This is a genomic window from Aquisalibacillus elongatus (genome assembly GCF_003843875.1).
GTDB classification, from domain to species: Bacteria; Bacillota; Bacilli; order Bacillales; family Alkalibacillaceae; genus Aquisalibacillus; species Aquisalibacillus elongatus.
Window position 1 is genome coordinate 857,467 of sequence record NZ_RKRF01000007.1, and the last position, 18,770, is coordinate 876,236.

Sequence of the window (18,770 nt, forward strand, 5' to 3'; positions counted from 1 at the left end):
TTATTTCGACTCCTTTTCTTTATATTCTTCCATTTGCTCTTTCAAGTTAGATGGAAGTTCCTCATACATAATTGAAATTAGGTCTGTTACTTTTTGTTTATCATGACCATCAGCTTTCTTAATCGCTGCTTTAATCTCTTCTTTAGCCGTTTCAATGACTTCATTTTCTTTTTCTTCGCTCCATAAGTCTTTACCCTCTAAGAATTTACGGAAACGAACTAATGGGTCACGCTTTTCCCACTTATCGTTCATATCTTCAGAACGATAACGTGTCGGGTCGTCACCAGCCATTGTATGTGGACCATAACGATAAGTCATTGTTTCAATTAATGTAGGGCCATCACCATTAACAGCTCTTTCGCGCGCTTCTTTAACAACCTGGTAAACAGCAAATACATCCATACCATCTACTAAAAAGCCAGGCACGCCAACTGCAGCCGCCTTTTGAGCAATTGTGTTAGCTGCTGATTGCTTTTCAACAGGGACTGAAATGGCAAATTGGTTATTCTGTACAACAAAAATAGCAGGTGCTTGATATGCACCGGCAAAGTTTATACCCTCATAGAAATCACCTTGAGAAGCACCACCATCACCAGTATAAGTAATAGCTACATTTGGTTTACCTCGACGTTTTAACCCTAATGCTACGCCTGCTGCTTGAGTGATTTGTGCACCGATAATAATCTGCGGACTAACGGCATTCACATCTTCAGGCATTTGGTTACCGTGAAAATGACCTCTTGAGAATAAGAAGGCTTGATAAAGTGGTAAACCGTGCCAGATTAACTGTGGAACATCACGGTATGCCGGCAATAAGAAGTCTTCCTTTTCTAAAGCAAAATGACTTCCTATCTGAGATGCTTCCTGACCTGCTGTTGGTGCATAGAATCCTAAACGACCTTGACGGTTTAAAGCAATCGAACGTTGGTCTAATACACGGGTATAAACCATACGACGCATTATTTCGACTAGATCTTCGTCTGATAAATCAGGCATTGCATCTTCGTTTACAATTTCTCCATCCTCATTCAAAATTTGAATCATTTCAAATTTCTCATCGATTCCTTCAAGTGGACTTTTAAAGCTCACTTTCGTCACCTCTTCCTTTCAAATAATTTCCTCATCATAGTTTACCTAAACTGCCGAGTACTAATCCATTTCTTTCAATTATGTACCCTTTTTAAAGTAATTTTAACCATCGCACCTGTTACAATAAAAAAACGGGAAATGACTAATACAAACATCATCTAATCGTAGTTTATATCATAGAACATATAATCGTCAAACACTTTAAATTATTGCTTTTCACCTCCATTTCCCTTCAATCCGATAACGAAAACTGTTTCAATGAAATAGTCATTCTGTGTTATAACAAGTTGCCCTTTGTAACGTAAAAAAACACACTACCTATTATGAGATAGTGTGTTCTGTCCTATGACAATTTTATTCTTCTCCAAAATCAATATTTAAACCAGATGATTCATAAAAATCACGCTTCAAATCATTAAATTCACGGGTTAAATTATTAAACTGTTCTTGTGCCTCTTGTACTTCTTGATAGCTTTCATTAACTTGTTTGACTTGATCATCTAAGTCTTCTTTTTGCAGATCTTCATTTTGAAGCATCTCGTAAAGTTCAGCGTCTAAATCTAATGATGTTTGATAAGCTTCATATAAATTATTAAAAGCTTCGTAACGCTCATTCATTTTTTCTATCATATCATTAGCTTTTTGTTGGGGTTCTTCATCCAATTCTTCTACATATTCTTCGACTTGATCGAACTCTTCTTTTGCAGAGTCAATACTTTCTTTTTCTTGTTCCATTAACTCTCGTCTGTTTTCAACAGATGCTAACGCTTCATCTACAAGTTCTTGTATTTCATCTAATTCATTTAAGTTAATTTCCATCATTTCATTATATAGCTCGTTTTCTTGTTGTTCTAATTCAACTAAATCAGATTGTGCAGACTGATAAGCACCTTCTAATTCTACCGATTTCTCAAGATGATCATACATATCTTCTGCAACATTATGTTCATCCGTGCAAGCTCCTAAAAAGATTACCAATAATAATAGTAATGAAAAAATGAGTCGTTTCATAGCTTTCCCTCTTTCTACGTCTGTTTATCTCATAAAAAGTATAACATATCGAGTGCATAAAAAATAATAGTATTTTATTAATATCTCTTAAATACTTATGATAAAATAGTGTAGGTAATCTGGAATGTTGAAAGGATGAAACACATGATAACGATGGATCATATCGTCCGCGAAGGAGATCCTGTTTTACGTCAAAAAGCAGAAGAAGTCGTACTACCACCTTCTGATGAAGATCAAAATACATTAGAAGAAATGCTTCAATTTATTAAAAATAGTCAAGATGACGAAATCGCTCAAAAATACAATCTTAGACCTGGAATCGGTCTTGCCGCTCCACAGATAGGCATTTCCAAGCGCATGCTGGCTGTTCATTTTACAGACTTTCATGATAGAGATTACAGCATGGGACTATTTAACCCTAGAATAGTAAGCCACTCCGTTGAGTTAACTTACTTACAAAACGGCGAAGGATGTTTAAGCGTTGATAGGGATGTCCCTGGAATTGTACCAAGATATGCTAGAATAACGGTTAAGGCAACGAACCTAAATGGCGAAGAAGTCAAATTGCGCTTAAAAGGATATGCAGCTATTGTGGTGCAACATGAAATCGATCATATAGATGGCATTATGTTTTATGATCATATCAATGATAAAAACCCTTTTGAACCGCCAGAAAATTCAACACCAGCTGAAGAAATGTAGTGCTGATTTCATTTAATCAGCACTTTTTTTATATAAATCATTTTAATTTACAGCCATTGCGGTATATAATAATAAAAGAAGATCATTCTGCTAATATATACCTTTGTTTTTTGGAATACTAAATTATGATATGCGTCAAACTTTAATTGCTTCATATGTCCTTTAAAGAAAGGTTGTATGATCACATGTTAAAACGTTTGCGTGATAAGATTAAAAAACGTCTAAAAAAATTATTACGTTCAAAAAACACAGCAAATACTTAATGGTTTATTTAATTGGGTCTTTAATGCTCATTTGCATTTAGATATAGCTATACGGATAGGTAGTGAACGGAGAAACATTTACAGTAAGGAGAGATAAGATGATTTTTAAAGTACTCTATCAAGAACACGCTGAAGAAGCACCAGTTAGAGAAGAAACTAAAACACTTTACGTTGATGCGGAAAATGTAAGAGAAGTAAGATCAAAGCTAGCAGATCGAAATTATAATATCGAATATGTCCAGGAATTAAGCGAATCTCATTTAGCATATGAACAACAATCCGAAGATTTCCAAGTGGAGAAAATATAGGGGTTACAATCTAATATGAAATTTGTAAAAAATGATCAAGTAGCCATATTCGCACTCGGAGGTCTTGGTGAGATTGGTAAAAATACGTATGGTATCCAGTTCCAAGATGAGATAATTTTAATCGATGCCGGAATTAAATTCCCCGAGGATGAATTATTAGGGATCGATTATGTTATTCCTGACTATACGTATTTAATACAAAACCAAGACAAAATTAAAGGATTGTTTATCACACATGGACATGAAGACCACATCGGTGGGATTCCGTATTTACTAAGAGAATTAAACATACCTATTTACGCAGGTAAGCTAGCAATAGGATTAATTCGTAATAAACTTGATGAACATGGTTTATTACGTCATGCAAAATTAAACACCATCCAAGAGGATGATGTCATTAAATTCCGTAAAACTTCCGTTACATTTTTCCGTACTACACACAGTATTCCTGATTCGTTTGGAATAGTTGTAAAAACACCACCTGGGAACATCGTTCATACAGGTGATTTCAAATTTGATTTCACACCTGTTGGTGAACCAGCTAATTTATCCAAAATGGCTGAAATCGGTTCTGAAGGTGTCCTTTGCTTACTTTCAGATAGTACGAATAGTGAGGTTCCAGGCTTCACTCTATCTGAGAGTGTTGTTGGAGAAAGTATTAAGGATATTGTTAGTAAAGTTGAAGGACGAGTTATTTTTGCAACATTTGCATCAAATATTTACCGATTACAACAAATGGTTAAAGCAGCAGTAGATAATGGCCGAAAAATTTGTGTATTCGGACGTAGCATGGAAAACAGCATTAGAATTGGACAAGAATTGGGTTACATTCATGCTCCAAAAGATACATTTATTGAACCAAATGAAATTAATAAATTGCCAAGTGATGAAGTCTGTATTTTATGTACAGGTTCTCAAGGCGAACCATTAGCAGCTCTTTCAAGGATTGCTAATGGAACACACCGTCACATTCAAATACAACCTGATGATACAGTTGTATTTTCATCATCACCTATTCCAGGCAATACCATTAGCGTTAGTCGCAGTATCAACAAATTATACCGCGCTGGAGCTAATGTCATTCACGGATCTTTAAATGATATCCATACTTCAGGCCACGGTGGTCAAGAAGAACAAAAACTGATGTTGCGTTTATTAAAGCCAGAATATTTCATGCCAATTCACGGTGAATACCGTATGTTAGCAGTGCATGTTAAATTAGCTGAGGATTGTGGCGTGCCAACTAAGAACTCTTTCGTAATGGATAACGGAGACGTTCTAGCCATCGGTAACAAACATGTCGGAGTAGCTGGTAAAATACCTTCAGGCTCTGTATATGTCGATGGTAGTGGTATTGGCGATATTGGTAACATCGTTTTACGCGACCGTCGTATATTGTCTGAAGAAGGTCTAGTGGTTGTCGTTGTTAGTATTAACATGAAAGAATTCAAGATCGAATCAGGACCTGATATTATTTCTAGAGGATTCGTTTACATGAGAGAATCTGAGGATTTAATTAAAGAAGCACAAGTTCTCGTTTCCAAGCATTTAGACAAAGTCATGGAACGCAGAACTTCTCAATGGTCTGAGATCAAAAATGAAATCACTGACACGATTCAGCCATTCTTATATGAAAAGACAAAACGTCGTCCGATGATTTTACCAATTATAATGGAAGTTTAATCAATACTACCTATCCAAAATAGCAAAAACCTCGCTGAGCTCAGCGAGGTTTTTTTAATCATCATCTACAACTAATTCTTTTTCAAATCTAGAAATATCTTTATCAGCACCAATAATAATCAATACATCCTCATAAGAAATCGTTTCATCAGCCATTGGTGATACATTAATATCTTTACCATGTTTAATGGCAACAACGTTACATCCAAACCGAGCACGAATATCCAAATCCGCTAACGTCTTCCCTTTCATTTTCTCTCCAGCTTTTATCTCGACGACACTGTATTCATCGGATAACTCTAAGTAGTCTAAGACATTACTGGAAATAATGCTGTGAGCTATTCTTCTACCCATATCACGTTCTGGGTGAACAATTTCGTCCGCACCAATTTTTTCTAAAATCTTTTGATGATAGTCATTCTGTGCTTTAACCGTAATACGTTTTACACCAAGCTCTCTTAATAGAAGAGTCGTTAAAATACTTGCATGAATATTGTCACCGATTGCGACAATGACATGATCTATATTTCTGAATCCTAACTCCTTTAACGCTAATTCATCTGTTGAATTCGCGATTACAGCATCAGAAGCAATTTCTTTATACTCATTAACTTTATCTTCGTCAGAATCTAAAGCTAGGACTTCCATCCCTTCTTTTGATAGCTCTTTACAAATGCTACCCCCGAAACGTCCTAAACCAATTACTCCATATGATTTCTTCATTTCAACTCCTCCTCAAGCCATTTCTGCCATTAAGTCTACCATAAATTGTGTTATTTGTATGTATGATGTCTATTTAAAAAGGACATTCTTTCAATTTCATTAGAGTACGGGGATTTATGCGCTGCATTTTCGAATTTATGCGCTAGGTTTTTCAGTTTATGCGCCTCGAATTATGTCGAATAGAAACTTTCGACAGATTTATGCTACCTTTTTAGCTCACTTATGCGCTCTTTGACTTCTCATCAATTAAACCCGATATTGCTAGCAACAATTGAATTAAGCTTGATAACCAAATCATGGCTGCAGGTAAGTACATTTCTCCTAATAAAAAAACTGGTGAAAGACTAGATAAGAAAAGCAAAATTCCCAATGCTAACATTATTATAAAGATTCTCTTATCCCTCTTTATAAAACCATAGATCGCAGCTATGGCATTTCCAATTCCAAAAATTATCATTCCAAATAAAGATAAGTTCAACCAACTATCAAATGGCATCTTACCTATCCACTCTGGTGGAAATGTCGCAAAAACGCCCTCTCCTAGTATCATCAAACTACCTAAATAAAAAGCACTTAGTGACAAACATAAATTATATAAACTTGAAACATTTTTTAATAACATACTGCCCCTCCGCTATCTTAAAAGTTCGAATATTAGCTTTATTGTACAGTATTATTTATTGTTTATCAATAAATAATTATTCTTTAACATAATATTTGTTTAATAAAAAAGACGACCAATTAATTGATCGCCCTCTAAGGTATTACCCTTTCATTGACCTCGTTCATAATTAATCTGTTTCTTCTTCATCCAATGCTTCTTCACTAAAACCAAATCTATTTAATACTAAGGCTGGGTCCGCTGCTATGATGCCATCAATATCATATTTCAATACTTCATCGATCGTTCGTTCTAAATTGACAGACCAAACCCAGACATTTCTCTGATGTCCCCGAGCTTCCTTAATAAATCTTTCCGTCAATAAGGTTTGGTGAACAACATAAAAATCAACATCTAATCGAGATAGGTTTCCTGCAGATCTGAATAATATTTGGCCTATTTTTATGTCTTCATTATGCTTTCGGATCTCTTGTATTGCTTTATAATTAAAAGAAGTCACATATACTTGATCAACCATTTCATATTCTTCGACTAAAGAAACAACTTGTTCTGCCAGTTCTTCTTCTGTACCATCAGGCTTCAATTCAATCATCGCCTTAATTCCAGCCTCTTCAATTTCAATTAAGACTTCCTCTAATGTCGGAATCTTTTCTCCTTTAAATTCCTCCGAAAAAGAACTTCCTATTTCATATTGTTGAAGTTCTTCATACGTTAAGTCTTTAACATGATAAGGGACTCCGGCCACTCTCTGTAAATTCAAATCATGATTCAAAACCACGATATCATCTTGGGTTATTTGTGCATCAATCTCGACCACGTCAGCATTTTTCTCAACAGCACTTCTTATACTGCTCATCGAATTTTCCGGAGTATGCATCTTATCACCTCGATGAGCTGCAACCTCGACGTTCCACTTTAAATAGGTCAAATTCTCATTTACATTATGGGATATGAAGAACATTCCTGTTAAATAGATAAAGATAATAAAAATAACAAACCACCTATGATTTCGAAAAAAGCGAAATAGTAAACGCTCATAAATGGCTGTTCGAGTGAACCTTACTTTAGATAATGTATCTTCATTTTCTCCTTCATTTTCCATAAACTGATAAAATAATCGAGTTAAGAATAACATGTTGATAGGTATGATCAATAAAGACATCAAAAAGGAGAAGAAACTTGATACCGTTACTAAATAATAATTGATTAAATCACCTAAGATATAACTCGTCACTACGCTTGGAACCTTAGAAATCAAATAGACAATTGAAAAATTCAATAGGAATAGCAATATATTGAGAACAATCAAATAGACGACAATTATTAATTTATTATTCTTTGTTAAATACATGCTTTGTTTAATAGCCTGATAGATCGATTTCTTTTCGATAAGAACACCATGTAGAGTAAAAATCCATCTCAATAACAAGTAGATCATCAAAAGAAATATAACAACGTAAGTAAATAAGGATAAATAATCTGTTGTTAGCTGCCCTCTAACATAGATCGTCCAGTTAAAATCACCAATAATCATATTTAATGGGGAACTAAAGAATGGACTCAATACAAAAAGCAAAGCAATCATTGGAATTAAACCTAACCCAATGAGTTTATGAGATTTAGCTAAAGTAGTTAATAAAGCTTCTGAAATCAATATTTCCTTATTAAAAAATTTTTGTTGTGCAATGCAAATGTTCACACCAAATTGAATAAAAACAGCAATGATGGCAATTAAACTAATTAAAATCAAGCCAGAGAAGCCTACTGAACTTAACGGAATTTTGTAAACCTCGTTATTGATCAGAGTAGGCGAACCCATTAATAACAACATTCGGTTAAAAATAAAAGAAGTCAAAGGAAAGAATAAAAAACTTGTCATGAACATGAAAATAAACGCAAATGTTATATATTGCTTATAAATCCCTGCGAAATCTATGAAACTGTTTTTCAATAAGCGAAACATAACTCTCTCTCCAGCATACAATATTTTAACTTAAGTATATGGTTAACTTACCATACCCGAAGTTATATTTTCAAAAACATATATAATAGGGAGAGGCCTTTAAGCTAATTGTAAATACGAAACCATAAATATTTGATATATTTATTTGTGCTACTTTTAGCAGCGGTTTCTGTTCACAAACAACCTACAAATAGAAGTGTAAAATATGCGTCCCTCATACTGAAACTAAAAAAGGCAAAATTACTCTATGTTATTGTCCTTATTTCTACATTAGTTTAACAACTTCCCATTCTTGTCTAAGAATTCAAGTTCATTTTCCATGTCATCAGAAGTAGGGTTAAAAAATATCCAAACCTTCATATTTTGTTTATCTCATTTTCTCAACGTCCCCCCTCTCAAATATGCGTTAATCTAACCTACTTTGTTCCAAAAACTCCTCTAAGTTCGGAGATTGATTATATTTAATGGCAGCTTGCTGATCCTTTTTAACAATGGCTTTTGTTAAATCAATATGATTAATGCTCGCTATGGCCACTGCATAATGTATTACATCAGCTAACTCTTTCTCTAAAGAAGCACTTCCTGTATCAGTCTTCCGTCCTTCTAACTGATTCAATACCTCTGCTACCTCACCAATTTCTTCTACTAGTTTCATAAACAAAGCCGATGAAGTACGTCCTTCTTTGTATTTTAATGCTAAGTAGCTCTGTAACTCTTGTATAGTCAAATGTTCCATGTGAACCCTCACTTTTTATATTTGCTTATTTTCTTCTCAGATTACTTTAATTTCATTACGCTCTACCTTAGTTTTTCTCTCTTATTTTCAGGTTGTTTTAACCAGTAACGAACCCCTTTGCCAGCCAATGGTTCATCATTATACCTTGGGATCACGTGAAAGTGACTATGAAAAATAAACTGATTAGAAACTTCACCAACATTCCATCCTAGTGTATAACCATCAGGAGAGAACTCTTTATCTAAATACTGTTTGGCATTTTGTAGAAGTTCATATGTATCATTCCATTCCTCTTTAGTTAATTCGAAGGCATTAGCGTGATGTTTTTTGGGGACTATGACTGCACACCCCTCTAAGACATCTTGTTGTCTATTATGCTGTAGCAAATAACAAGTTTCATTTTCTGATATTATATTTTGATCTTTATCTTTCTGAGGGTTACAGAAAGGACAATTTTCTTCAAAAGACATACTCTTCCCCCTATTTAATTTATTAGTTAGTAAACCCATCAACACTGACAAATCATTAGATGATTTCCATCTGGGTCTTTAAAATTAAACCAATGATTGTTTTCAATTTTTGTTGTAATTTCAACGTTCTTGCTTTTCATATATTGATAAGCCTGTTCAATATTATCTGTATTTAAATGAAAAGGTGGTCTTTTATAGATATTTTCCTCTGAATATATTTTGCTATCTAATACAATCCCTGTACCTTTCATAGGTACTATGTATAAATGGCTGAATAATATCTCACCATCTACAGGTAACTCTAAAATTTCACAATACCAGTCGCGTGCTCTTTCAATGTCACTAACCGGAATGAATGTAGTTCCGATTTCATTTAAAATTGGTTTTGAATTCATAGGACCCTCCATCTATAATTAATTAAAATAACACTTAAAACACACATTGTTCATGGTCGAAAGTAAAATGGATTCTTAATAATTTCTTCGTCCCATTCTTTTACTGCCATACGATACATTCCTTTTGCATGAATATGATCATGCCAAATAAATCTTCTTAACACTTTTCGTAGTGTCCACAGTTCTCCATAACTCCCAATGTAAGTTTTATTCTGCAAAAATTTATCTATGTTTTCTATTGCTTTTATAGCTTGTATTCTATTTTTATAGATGTTATCTACACTATTAATCTTAACCCCAATTTCACCTACATAGTAATTGGTAACATTATTTGTATGAACATACATCTCCTTCGAAGTTCTAGGTACATCCCCATGAAATGATTTTCTTTTTTTTAGTGAAGTATAATCTTTATTAGGAATTGAATCATAGAGCACCTGAAAATCTTTAGCAGATTTTAATACACGATTTTTAATTATTTTATATTCTTGCTCTGAAAAAGGAGCTTGCTCAGTTACAAATATTACATCTGAATCAGCATCATTAATAGGTAAATCACTTTCTTTAGATTGAATAATAATGGATTCAACTACATCGCTTTTTGAATAGTCGATACCAGCCCATTTACAATATCTTTTAATTTCGCCAGGGAATTTGGATAGAGCTATTTCCTGTTCTCTCCCTCTAGTGTAGGCTCCTGGGAAAGTTTCGGAATACATTAAATATCCATCATCATTGTATTCAATAACAACTTTGTTTTTTATAATACTCAACCCATCCCTCCGTAATTAACTATTAAAAAAGTAACGCTCAATTTTACGACCTATACACTCTCGTTTTATTTTCTCATATTAATTTTAAACATATTTTTCTATTTAAATTATGGATTTGAGGTAAAATAAAGCACGTGAATCCAATTAAGAATTCACGTGCGGTGTAGTTTATGATTCTGCTGTTAACTGGAATTCTACAATTGATCAAGCATTTGGAATTGTGATTTTACCAACCCGTAATACTCGCCTTTGTGTTTCATCAATTCATTATGATTGCCTTGCTCTAGAATACGTCCATTCTCTAACACGATGATGTTATCTGAATCACGAATCGTAGATAGGCGGTGAGCGATAATGATTGATGTGCGCCCTTTTAATAAGCGTTTTAATGCTTCTTGGATTTTAACTTCTGTTTCGGTATCAATACTAGCTGTTGCTTCATCGAGAATGATGATTTTTGGATCAGCTAATAAGGCGCGTGCGAATGATAATAACTGTCTTTCACCCGCTGATAAAATGTTGCCTCGTTCTTCTACTTCTGTTTCGTATCCATTTGCAAGGCGCTGAATAAAGTCATCTGCTCCAACTTCTTTGGCAGCATCCATCACTTCTTCATCGCTTGCATCTGGTCTACCAAATCGAATGTTTTCCATAATCGTACCTGAGAAAATAAATGTATCCTGCAGAACAACACTAATATTTTGTCTTAGGCCATCCAGCTTAACGTCTCTTAGGTCCACACCGTCAATTTTGACAGCACCTTGAGTTGGATCGTAGAAACGGTTAATTAAGTTGGCAATTGTCGATTTACCGGAACCGGTATGGCCTACTAATGCAACTGTTTCTCCGGGTTTCATCTCCAGTGAAATTTCATGGAGTGCCACACGGTCCTCATCATATGAGAATTGTACATGGTCAAATTCAATATGACCTTGAATATCATCCATTTCAATCGCGTTTTCTTTTTCTTTAACATTCGGCTTCTCATCTAAAAATTCAAAGATACGTTCCGAAGCTGACATCGCCATTAGTAATTGGTTATACATTTGGCCTAGTCTTGAGATCGGCTCCCAGAACATACCGATAAAGAAAACAAATACGACAAAATTACCAAGCGAAACGGCTGGATCATTAATGATTAAATATGACCCATAAGCAATTAGAATCACTGACCCAATCGCGTTACTCATCTCTACAAATGGTCTAAACATGGCACTCTTCTTCGTTGCGACTCTCCAGCTATGGAATGTATTATCATTAACACCATGGAAAAATTCTGTGTTGTTATCTTCCTGAGAGAAAGATTGTGTAATGCGAACGCCTTGAATACTCTCATTCAAGTGTGAGTTAACACGCGACTGTTGAATACGCACTTGCTGCCACGATTTTCGAATGTTCTTTCTTAGTTTAGTTGAGATATAGAACATGATTGGGATGATCACCATAATCGCCAATGCTAATTTAGGGCTAACGACTAATAGAATCACCACAATACTAAGTAACATGATGGTATCCATTAATAGATTAATAATCCCGTTTGTAAATAACTCTTGAAGCGAGTTAATATCGTTCATAATTCTAACGATAATACTACCCGCCGATCTGTTATCAAAAAATCGATTGGACAAACGCTGAACGTGCGAAAACAAATGGTGTCTTAAATCATAGATAACATTTTGACCTAGTATATTAACGTATTTGATCCTGACGGCATTCCCGATGTAACTGAATAAATAAAGGATTAGAATTCCTGCAGTCAATGTAAGTAATAGATTTAAATCACCACTTGGTAGTACTTGATCGACGATATAGTTACCTATAATAATAGGAACAATTAACCTAACTGCTGTTGAAACTAACATGGCTATAATCGCAATAGGTAAAGCTGTTTTAGCGTAAGGTTTTACATATTTTAATAATCTGACAAGCTGTTGCCAGTTAAACGGTTTATCAACCGCAATATCTTGAGTATATCGAAATCGTTTTAAATGAGGGCTTTTTGCCTTCACTGTCTCTGCCATATGTCTCCCCCCTTAAGCATGCTGTTTATTCTCTCCGAGTATGGCTTCCTTATCTTGATACTGAATATCATAGATTCGTTGATAAGGACCGCCGTTGTCTAATAAATCGTCATGTTGACCTCTTTCAACAATTGCACCATCTTCTAATACAAGAATTTCATCAGCGTGTTTTAACGATGAAATACGGTGTGCAATAATGAAGGTTGTGCGCCCTTTCATAACTTCTTTAAGCGCTTTTTGAATCTTAAATTCTGTTTCCATATCAACCGCTGAAGTCGCGTCATCTAAGACTAACACTTTTGGATTAATTAAAATGGCACGAGCAATTGAAATGCGTTGTTTTTGACCACCAGATAGGCCCATTCCACGTTCGCCTAATAGCGTGTCATAACCCTCTGGCATTTCCATGATGAAATCATGCGCTTGGGCACGCTTAGCCGCATCAATAATTTCATCCATTGAAGCCTCAGGATTTCCGTAAGCAATATTATCCTTAATTGATGTTGAGAATAAGAATGGTTCTTGAAGGACGAACCCAATATGCTGTCTCATTTCCTTCAACGAATATTGATCGATGGAACGACCATCTAACAATACCTCTCCATGCTCTGGCTCATAGAATCTAGTAATCAATTGTGTGATACTCGTTTTACCTGAACCAGTTGCACCAATTAGTCCTACTGTTTTTCCAGGTGGTGCATCAAATGTAATATTCTTTAATGCTTGATCGTCATCTTTTACATAAGTTAATGTGACATCTTTAAAGGTTACATGACCTTTAACGTCATTTGGTTGAACAGGGTTTGATGATTCTTTGATTTCATCTTCTGATTCTAAAATCTCTAATAAACGCTCACCAGCTGCTTTGGATTGTGAGAAGTTGTTAATAACGAAACCAAAGTTCATTAAAGGCCCAACTAAATACCAAATGAGTGAGAAATAAGCGATAATCACACCTATTTCAATTCCGCCGGTCATGACTAAATAACCACCAACACCAAGTAAACTGATGACACAAATATTTCCGATAAACTCCATTAACGGAAAATATTTAGACCAGATTCTTGCCGTATTTAAGTAGTGCTGACGATAGTTATCCCCTTTATCCGCAAAGCGACCAATCTCAAAATCTTCACGCGATAATGATTTAACCGTATTCATGCCTGAGATATTTTCTTGAACGCGCGTATTAAGTCTGCCAAATGATTTACGAATTTTACGAAATGCTGGGTGTACTTTTCGGTCGAATTTTCTAACCACAATAATTAAAAACGGCATAGACGCCATCGTAATTAAAGCAAGTGGAATCGAGTAGTAGAACATGACGGATAAACTTCCGATAACAAGCAACGTTATTCTAACTAACTCTGAAAATCCAAATGACAAAAAGAATCTAAATAATTCAACGTCTGCTGTTAAACGTGACATTAAATCGCCTGTTTTGGCGTTATCATAATAATGGAATGATAAGCGCTGTAACTTTTTATATAATGAATCACGCAAATTAAACACCGTTGAGATCCCAAAATAATCGCCCATGAATTGATGGAAAAATGTTGCGACTGATTTGACCACCATAATTCCAATAAATATAAGCGAGACTAACGGTACTAATTCATAATTTTCGCCTCTAATAATATCGTCTACTGTAATTTGCATTACAATTGGATATGCAACCGTTGTGACAACCACAAAAAATAATGACAATAACGATATGAAGAAATAGAGCTTATAAGGCCAATAATATTGTTTGAGCTTCTTAAATGTCTCCATGATGTTCCCCCTTTTGAACTAGCCTTACACACATTATTCATAAATGTGTAAAAAATTTGTACTTTTATAAATATATCGGGTTCCGAAATAAATTTCTACCCTTTTAAGCAAATTTTTTAAATTTTTTTATATAATTCATTGAATAATAAACCAGATTAAAATTCATCGTAACCTAGGTGGATTATGTGTCAGACTTCAGGCTGAAATGATTAATTTTTGTTAATTGTGGTATATAATAGACTATAAAGGAGAGTTATCGTTATGGATTTTGATTTAAACTACATCATTTCTATTTCTATTGATATTGGCATACTGTTATTAGTTTTTATTATTGTTGCACCGCTTGGACGAAAAGCAATCTCAAGTATTATGGATCAAGTGGCAAAGAAACAAAATCTAAAAGAAGGACGAAAAAAGACTTTAGAGAAGCTCCTTCAAAACATATTTACATATGCTTTGTTAGTGTTCTTTACGCTTACGTTATTAGATATGTTTATCTCGATCACGCCACTTCTTGCAGGTGTCGGTATACTAGGTCTGGCCATTGGATTTGGCGCCCAAGGTTTAGTGACCGACATTGTAACAGGCTTCTTCATTCTGATTGAGAAGCAGATTGATGTAGACGATTACGTCACAGCAGGTGGGGAGAATGGTATTGTTGAAGAATTAGGTTTAAGAACGACGCAAATTCGTGGGTTCGATGGTACATTACACTTTGTACCAAACCGTAATATCCAAAACGTCAACAACCATACTAGAGGTAATATGAGAGCATTAGTTGATATCGGTATTTCATATGACGAAAATATTGATGAAGTGATTGATGTTTTACAAAAAGCTTGCGATCCGTTTAAAGATGATGAACGAGTTAAAGAAGGGCCAGATGTGGTCGGCGTTCAAAGCTTCGGCTCATCAGATGTTGTCCTTCGCATTATTGCTCAAACGGAGAAAATGGAACAATTCGGGGTTGAGCGCGAAATTCGTAAAGCTTGTAAAGAAGCACTCGATCAAGCAGGTATTGAGATTCCTTATCCACATCAAGTATATATTGAGAAGAAAGAAAACGCATAATGTTATTAGCCTGTTCAAGAACGAACAGGCTTTTTCATATAATAACTGGAGGGTGAGAAAATGAAATACGTCATTATCGGCGGCGATGCAGCAGGTATGAGTGCTGCTATGCAAATAGTTAGATCTGAAGGAGACCATGAAATTATTACGTTTGAACGTGGTGAGATTTATTCTTATGGGCAATGTGGACTTCCGTATACGATTAGTGGCATTGTTGATGAGCCGGAAGATGTGATTGCAAGGAAAGTCGAAACGTTTCGAGATAAATACGGCATTGATGCCAGAGTCAATCATGAGGTGACAAACGTTGATTCTGCTGCCAAAAAGGTCTCTGGAATCGTGACTTCTTCTGGTGAAAATTTTGAAGAGACTTACGACAAGCTATTAGTCGCAACAGGGGCAAGCCCAGTTACGCCTGATTGGCAGGGTTCTGATTTAAAAGGCATTTTTCATATGAAAACCATTCCTGACACTAGAAAGATTTTAGACTTTATGGATCAAGATGTGAACCATGTCACGATTGTTGGAGGCGGATTTATAGGCCTAGAGGCAGCTGAGAATTTTAAAGAAGCTGGTAAAGATGTAACGATTATTCAACGTGGCGACCAGCTGATGAATCCATTTGATTCTGACATGGCCGAATTAATCCATGAAGAAGCTGAGAAGCAAGGTGTTGAGGTTATTTTTAATGAATCAGTTCAACATTTTTCAGGAGAATCAAACGTCGAACAAATTCATACGGACCAACACACATACGAAACCGACATGGTGTTAATGTCGATTGGCATAAAGCCGAATACACAGTTTTTAGGCAATGAATTATCCTATGGACCTAAAGGCGAGCTTTTAGTTAACGACTATATGGAGACGAATGTCCAAGATGTCTATGCTGCTGGAGATTGTGCCAGTCAGTACAACCGCGTAACACAAGAGCAAGATTACGTGCCATTAGGAACACACGCTAACAAACAAGGAATGGTTGCTGGACAGAACTTATCTGGTGAGCGCGTGAGTTTCAAAGGAATTGTAGGAACATCCATTTTAAAATTTTTCGATCTTGATATTGCCCGAACTGGCATAACAGAGAAGAAAGCAAAAGATCTCGGGATTGATTATGATACTGTTACGGTTAAAACTCGTCCTGTGGCAGGTTATTATTCCAGTGAGGAAAAAATCACAGTTAAACTCGTTTATCAAAAGAAGTCAAAACAATTATTAGGTGGGCAAGTGATCGGGAATTTAGGTGCAGATAAACGAATCGATGTCTTAGCCACTGCGCTTTATCATAATATGACAACAGATCAATTACTCAACTTAGACCTAGCTTATGCTCCACCTTACAACGGTGTATGGGACCCTATTCAGCAAGCTGCTAAACGAACTTTATAAAAAGCTAACCCAGGAACGTCCAAAAGTTTCTGGGTTAGCTTTTTGTTTATTTAATTGAAATTTAACGGAGTAAGTTTGCTCTTCCACCGGGCATGTTTTCCTCAGCATACTTAAATTTCGCCATAATGAATATTTCTTTTTTGTCTTTTTCTCTCTCTTAGGCTTAATCTTTACTTTCTCTTTTTTGTTTTTCCTAAAGAGTTTTTTCAAAATTTCCCCCACCTTTTATGTAAAAACTGGATTATGGAGCAGATTTCGACTTTGAAAAGGGGACAACTCCACTCACTTTAATAAAAGTCGAGAAACCTCAATCCACAGAATTCACTGTAATAGGAAAAGACAAGAATGTGTATTACAATTTTGAAGTGGCTGATATAGATGAGGCTTACAATCACTTTACTAAGCACGGTGTAGAAACAACAAAAATTGATGATTTTGGCCTAATGAAAGGGTTTGATTTCTTCGACCTAATGGTAACCCTTTTAGTGTTGTCAGTGAAGAAGAATAAAAAAAGAAGCGCCAGGCTCTTAGCTTGGCACTTCTTAATCGTTATTACTTTTTAGGCAATAACACTTTGTCAATCACATGAATAACACCATTTGAAGCTTCAACATCAGCTAAAATAACATTTGCATCATTCACCTGTGTTGGATCTAATGAAATTTTTACTTTCTTACCATTCAGTGTTTTTACTTTCATGCCATCTTCTAAACTGTCTGACATGACCTTACCTTCAACGACATGATATAGAAGAATGTCTTTCAAATCTTCTCGATCCAATAATTCTTCGGCTGTAATATCTAATTCTTTAAGTAATGCCTCAAAAGCGTCATCAGTTGGAGCAAAGACGGTAAATGGTCCCTCACCTTTCAATGTTTCAACTAAGCCTGCTTTTTCTAATGCAGCTGCTAATGTTGTAAAGTCACCAGCCTCAACTGCAGTTTCCACAATATCTTTTTCAGTTGCTGATTGATCTTCAGCTAAAGCCCCTAATGAGAAAGAACTTACAACAAAAATCGTCAATATACTTAAAATAAGCCATTTCCACTTCATTTAAAAATTCCTCCTTTACTTGTTACATTGACTAGAAAATAGTATTTAACAAATAAAGGATTTTATCCAAATGTGAACATAGGGAAATTTAGGTAAAAATAATTCAAACTAAAAAGAAACTAAACATTTAAATTGTGTAGTTCAACAGGCTAACATTTGAAATAGAGTTAATGTATAGAGAGGTTATATAAAAGAAAAATTAACCGGTAATTAGATTTTTGCCAACGTTTTATTGGGGAAATCAATCAACCTGGAGATACAATACAAAGCTCTGTTGTTCAAACTTCATAACTACCTCCAAATTTCACTTGTGAGACTATCAGTATACTTATAACCTTATTGAACTAACCGGACAACGATATCTTTACAATAGATAGAGAATGTTACAAAGTACTAATTAATTTCATTGCAATTTACTCTTACTTTAGTGTACTCCAGGTTAAAAAGTGTATAAAAAGTTACTTTGGCTTGGTAACATTTGTTTACGTCATCCCAACTAATGTTTTCTACTTTATAATTCACCATTGTTGCGTTTGTAAATAGTTAAAATGAATTAATTTAATACCACTAACCAATTCTTCTACTTTTTCTTTTTCCTGACTATTAAATTAAACCCCATTAGGTGGTGACCCCCAAAAAGTTAGAGTTTTAATTATGCAGCTGATTGGCTGGTTTGAGTTCGGTATTTAACTGGACATAAACCAGCCAATTTTAATTTAATGCGT

Annotated in this window: 19 protein-coding genes; 6 read left to right on the forward strand and 13 right to left on the reverse strand. The window is 35.0% G+C overall.

The features are described 5' to 3' along the window. Positions 1-1,044: a pyruvate dehydrogenase (acetyl-transferring) E1 component subunit alpha gene (gene pdhA, locus EDC24_RS05095; protein WP_124220399.1), complete on the reverse strand. Its 1,044-nt coding sequence runs from the start codon at positions 1,042-1,044 to the stop codon at positions 1-3. 399 nt (positions 1,045-1,443) lie between these two features. Then, a complete protein-coding gene (locus tag EDC24_RS05100; protein ID WP_124220288.1) occupies positions 1,444-2,100 on the reverse strand; it encodes a YkyA family protein in 657 nt (218 codons plus the stop codon). Between the two features lie 144 nt (positions 2,101-2,244). Here EDC24_RS05100 and def point away from each other — a divergent pair, with 144 nt between their 5' ends. The 3 genes from def to rnjA all read left to right on the forward strand — a co-directional run bounded on the left by def (position 2,245) and on the right by rnjA (position 5,056). After that, the gene (def, locus tag EDC24_RS05105; RefSeq protein WP_124220290.1) at positions 2,245-2,802 is read left to right on the forward strand and encodes a peptide deformylase; all 558 of its coding nucleotides are present in this window, start codon (positions 2,245-2,247) and stop codon (positions 2,800-2,802) included. Positions 2,803-3,163: 361 nt separating this feature from the next. Beyond that, positions 3,164-3,373: a DNA-dependent RNA polymerase subunit epsilon gene (locus tag EDC24_RS05110; protein WP_124220292.1), complete on the forward strand. Its 210-nt coding sequence runs from the start codon at positions 3,164-3,166 to the stop codon at positions 3,371-3,373. Positions 3,374-3,388: 15 nt separating this feature from the next. Next, positions 3,389-5,056: a ribonuclease J1 gene (gene rnjA, locus EDC24_RS05115; RefSeq protein ID WP_124220294.1), complete on the forward strand. Its 1,668-nt coding sequence runs from the start codon at positions 3,389-3,391 to the stop codon at positions 5,054-5,056. 54 nt (positions 5,057-5,110) lie between these two features. Here rnjA and EDC24_RS05120 read toward each other — a convergent pair whose 3' ends face one another. The 9 genes from EDC24_RS05120 to EDC24_RS05160 all read right to left on the reverse strand — a co-directional run bounded on the left by EDC24_RS05120 (position 5,111) and on the right by EDC24_RS05160 (position 14,532). Next, positions 5,111-5,779: a potassium channel family protein gene (locus tag EDC24_RS05120; protein ID WP_124220296.1), complete on the reverse strand. Its 669-nt coding sequence runs from the start codon at positions 5,777-5,779 to the stop codon at positions 5,111-5,113. 220 nt (positions 5,780-5,999) lie between these two features. Next, the gene (locus tag EDC24_RS05125; RefSeq protein WP_124220298.1) at positions 6,000-6,401 is read right to left on the reverse strand and encodes a hypothetical protein; all 402 of its coding nucleotides are present in this window, start codon (positions 6,399-6,401) and stop codon (positions 6,000-6,002) included. Positions 6,402-6,570: 169 nt separating this feature from the next. Continuing rightward, positions 6,571-8,364 (reverse strand): glycerophosphodiester phosphodiesterase family protein, encoded by a 1,794-nt coding sequence (locus tag EDC24_RS05130; RefSeq protein ID WP_124220300.1) that lies wholly within the window; start codon positions 8,362-8,364, stop codon positions 6,571-6,573. Positions 8,365-8,770: 406 nt separating this feature from the next. After that, a complete protein-coding gene (locus tag EDC24_RS05135) occupies positions 8,771-9,100 on the reverse strand; it encodes a MazG nucleotide pyrophosphohydrolase domain-containing protein (protein WP_124220302.1) in 330 nt (109 codons plus the stop codon). A gap of 62 nt (positions 9,101-9,162) precedes the next feature. Continuing rightward, positions 9,163-9,570 (reverse strand): HIT family protein, encoded by a 408-nt coding sequence (locus EDC24_RS05140; protein WP_124220304.1) that lies wholly within the window; start codon positions 9,568-9,570, stop codon positions 9,163-9,165. A 38-nt stretch (positions 9,571-9,608) separates the two neighbouring features. Continuing rightward, on the reverse strand, positions 9,609-9,965 hold the full coding sequence (locus tag EDC24_RS05145) for a VOC family protein (protein WP_124220306.1): 357 nt from the start codon (positions 9,963-9,965) through the stop codon (positions 9,609-9,611). 50 nt (positions 9,966-10,015) lie between these two features. Next, positions 10,016-10,738 (reverse strand): hypothetical protein, encoded by a 723-nt coding sequence (locus EDC24_RS05150; protein WP_124220308.1) that lies wholly within the window; start codon positions 10,736-10,738, stop codon positions 10,016-10,018. Between the two features lie 194 nt (positions 10,739-10,932). After that, entirely contained in the window at positions 10,933-12,759 is a 1,827-nt protein-coding gene (locus tag EDC24_RS05155; RefSeq protein WP_124220310.1) for an ABC transporter ATP-binding protein, read from the reverse strand. Positions 12,760-12,771: 12 nt separating this feature from the next. Then, the gene (locus EDC24_RS05160; protein WP_124220312.1) at positions 12,772-14,532 is read right to left on the reverse strand and encodes an ABC transporter ATP-binding protein; all 1,761 of its coding nucleotides are present in this window, start codon (positions 14,530-14,532) and stop codon (positions 12,772-12,774) included. Between the two features lie 261 nt (positions 14,533-14,793). On the opposite strand from EDC24_RS05160, the gene EDC24_RS05165 reads away from it, so the two are divergent. Both EDC24_RS05165 and EDC24_RS05170 read left to right on the forward strand, forming a co-directional pair. Continuing rightward, positions 14,794-15,603, forward strand: coding sequence for a mechanosensitive ion channel family protein (locus tag EDC24_RS05165; RefSeq protein WP_124220314.1), 810 nt, complete (start codon positions 14,794-14,796; stop codon positions 15,601-15,603). Positions 15,604-15,663: 60 nt separating this feature from the next. Continuing rightward, positions 15,664-16,992, forward strand: a complete 1,329-nt coding sequence (locus EDC24_RS05170; RefSeq protein ID WP_124220316.1) for a CoA-disulfide reductase — start codon at positions 15,664-15,666, stop codon at positions 16,990-16,992. Here the strand turns inward: EDC24_RS05170 and EDC24_RS05175 are convergent. Continuing rightward, positions 16,987-17,202 carry a hypothetical protein gene (locus EDC24_RS05175; RefSeq protein ID WP_124220318.1) on the reverse strand — a complete coding sequence of 72 codons (216 nt, stop codon included), beginning with the start codon at positions 17,200-17,202 and terminating at the stop codon, positions 16,987-16,989. The genes EDC24_RS05170 and EDC24_RS05175 overlap by 6 nt on opposite strands. A gap of 137 nt (positions 17,203-17,339) precedes the next feature. Between EDC24_RS05175 and EDC24_RS15125 the strand changes: the two genes are divergently transcribed. Continuing rightward, entirely contained in the window at positions 17,340-17,555 is a 216-nt protein-coding gene (locus EDC24_RS15125; protein WP_170158465.1) for a hypothetical protein, read from the forward strand. On the opposite strand, the gene EDC24_RS05180 is transcribed toward EDC24_RS15125, so the two are convergent. Further along, positions 17,545-18,045: a fasciclin domain-containing protein gene (locus EDC24_RS05180; RefSeq protein WP_124220320.1), complete on the reverse strand. Its 501-nt coding sequence runs from the start codon at positions 18,043-18,045 to the stop codon at positions 17,545-17,547. The genes EDC24_RS15125 and EDC24_RS05180 overlap by 11 nt on opposite strands. Positions 18,046-18,770 lie beyond the last annotated feature (725 nt).